The 3,126-nt window shown below is 51.0% G+C and carries 1 rRNA gene; it reads right to left on the bottom strand.

Annotation, left to right across the window (positions count from 1 at the left end):
• Positions 1–70: 70 nt before the first annotated feature.
• Positions 71–2,962, bottom strand: a 23S ribosomal RNA gene (locus J1G33_RS27660).
• Positions 2,963–3,126 lie beyond the last annotated feature (164 nt).

Consider the following 3,126-nt stretch of genomic DNA (forward strand, 5'->3'; position numbering starts at 1 on the left):
CGTCTTCACACACCGCAATCTGGTCTCTTTCGCTTTTCAGCTCAGAGCATGCAAATTGCTTGGGTGTTATATGGTCAAGCCTCACGGGCAATTAGTATTGGTTAGCTCAACGCCTCACAGCGCTTACACACCCAACCTATCAACGTCGTAGTCTTCGACGGCCCTTCAGGGAACTCAAGGTTCCAGTGAGATCTCATCTTGAGGCTAGTTTCCCGCTTAGATGCTTTCAGCGGTTATCTATTCCGAACATAGCTACCCGGCAATGCCACTGGCGTGACAACCGGAACACCAGAGGTTCGTCCACTCCGGTCCTCTCGTACTAGGAGCAGCCCCTCTCAAATCTCAAACGTCCACGGCAGATAGGGACCGAACTGTCTCACGACGTTCTAAACCCAGCTCGCGTACCACTTTAAATGGCGAACAGCCATACCCTTGGGACCGGCTTCAGCCCCAGGATGTGATGAGCCGACATCGAGGTGCCAAACACCGCCGTCGATATGAACTCTTGGGCGGTATCAGCCTGTTATCCCCGGAGTACCTTTTATCCGTTGAGCGATGGCCCTTCCATACAGAACCACCGGATCACTAAGACCTACTTTCGTACCTGCTCGACGTGTCTGTCTCGCAGTCAAGCGCGCTTTTGCCTTTATACTCTACGACCGATTTCCGACCGGTCTGAGCGCACCTTCGTACTCCTCCGTTACTCTTTAGGAGGAGACCGCCCCAGTCAAACTACCCACCATACACTGTCCTCGATCCGGATAACGGACCTGAGTTAGAACCTCAAAGTTGCCAGGGTGGTATTTCAAGGTTGGCTCCACGCAGACTGGCGTCCACGCTTCAAAGCCTCCCACCTATCCTACACAAGCAAATTCAAAGTCCAGTGCAAAGCTATAGTAAAGGTTCACGGGGTCTTTCCGTCTAGCCGCGGATACACTGCATCTTCACAGCGATTTCAATTTCACTGAGTCTCGGGTGGAGACAGCGCCGCCATCGTTACGCCATTCGTGCAGGTCGGAACTTACCCGACAAGGAATTTCGCTACCTTAGGACCGTTATAGTTACGGCCGCCGTTTACCGGGGCTTCGATCAAGAGCTTCGCGTTAGCTAACCCCATCAATTAACCTTCCGGCACCGGGCAGGCGTCACACCCTATACGTCCACTTTCGTGTTTGCAGAGTGCTGTGTTTTTAATAAACAGTCGCAGCGGCCTGGTATCTTCGACCGGCATGAGCTTACGGAGCAAGTCCTTCACCCTCACCGGCGCACCTTCTCCCGAAGTTACGGTGCCATTTTGCCTAGTTCCTTCACCCGAGTTCTCTCAAGCGCCTTGGTATTCTCTACCCAACCACCTGTGTCGGTTTGGGGTACGGTTCCTGGTTACCTGAAGCTTAGAAGCTTTTCTTGGAAGCATGGCATCAACCACTTCGTTAACTAAAAGTTAACTCGTCATCAGCTCTCGGCCTTAGAATCCCGGATTTACCTAAGATTCCAGCCTACCACCTTAAACTTGGACAACCAACGCCAAGCTGGCCTAGCCTTCTCCGTCCCTCCATCGCAATAACCAGAAGTACAGGAATATTAACCTGTTTTCCATCGACTACGCTTTTCAGCCTCGCCTTAGGGACCGACTAACCCTGCGTCGATTAACGTTGCGCAGGAAACCTTGGTCTTTCGGCGTGGGTGTTTTTCACACCCATTGTCGTTACTCATGTCAGCATTCGCACTTCTGATACCTCCAGCAAGCTTCTCAACTCACCTTCACAGGCTTACAGAACGCTCCTCTACCGCATCACTTACGTGATACCCGTAGCTTCGGTGTATGGTTTGAGCCCCGTTACATCTTCCGCGCAGGCCGACTCGACTAGTGAGCTATTACGCTTTCTTTAAAGGGTGGCTGCTTCTAAGCCAACCTCCTAGCTGTCTAAGCCTTCCCACATCGTTTCCCACTTAACCATAACTTTGGGACCTTAGCTGACGGTCTGGGTTGTTTCCCTTTTCACGACGGACGTTAGCACCCGCCGTGTGTCTCCCATGCTCGGCACTTGTAGGTATTCGGAGTTTGCATCGGTTTGGTAAGTCGGGATGACCCCCTAGCCGAAACAGTGCTCTACCCCCTACAGTGATACATGAGGCGCTACCTAAATAGCTTTCGAGGAGAACCAGCTATCTCCGAGCTTGATTAGCCTTTCACTCCGATCCACAGGTCATCCGCTAACTTTTCAACGGTAGTCGGTTCGGTCCTCCAGTTAGTGTTACCCAACCTTCAACCTGCCCATGGATAGATCGCCCGGTTTCGGGTCTATTCCCAGCGACTAGACGCCCTATTAAGACTCGCTTTCGCTACGCCTCCCCTATTCGGTTAAGCTCGCCACTGAAAATAAGTCGCTGACCCATTATACAAAAGGTACGCAGTCACCCAACAAAGTGGGCTCCCACTGCTTGTACGCATACGGTTTCAGGATCTATTTCACTCCCCTCTCCGGGGTTCTTTTCGCCTTTCCCTCACGGTACTAGTTCACTATCGGTCAGTCAGTAGTATTTAGCCTTGGAGGATGGTCCCCCCATATTCAGACAAAGTTTCTCGTGCTCCGTCCTACTCGATTTCATGACTAAGAGATTTTCGCGTACAGGGCTATCACCCACTATGGCCGCACTTTCCAGAGCGTTCCGCTAATCTCAAAGCCACTTAAGGGCTAGTCCCCGTTCGCTCGCCACTACTAAGGGAATCTCGGTTGATTTCTTTTCCTCAGGGTACTTAGATGTTTCAGTTCCCCTGGTTCGCCTCTTGCACCTATGTATTCAGTACAAGATAACCATCTTATGATGGCTGGGTTCCCCCATTCAGACATCTCCGGATCAAAGTCTGTTTGCCGACTCCCCGAAGCTTTTCGCAGGCTACCACGTCTTTCATCGCCTCTGACTGCCAAGGCATCCACCGTATGCGCTTCTTCACTTGACCATATAACCCCAAGCAATCTGGTTATACTGTGAAGACAACATTCGCCGAAAATTCGAATTTCTCGATTAAGAGAACTCACAAATTTTACCTTAGCCTGATCCGTTACCAGTGAAAGTAACGTTCAGTCTATCTTTCTATCACATACCCAAATTTTTAAAGAACGA

This window comes from Pseudomonas sp. P867, assembly GCF_019891455.1.
GTDB lineage: Bacteria > Pseudomonadota > Gammaproteobacteria > Pseudomonadales > Pseudomonadaceae > Aquipseudomonas > Aquipseudomonas synxantha_A.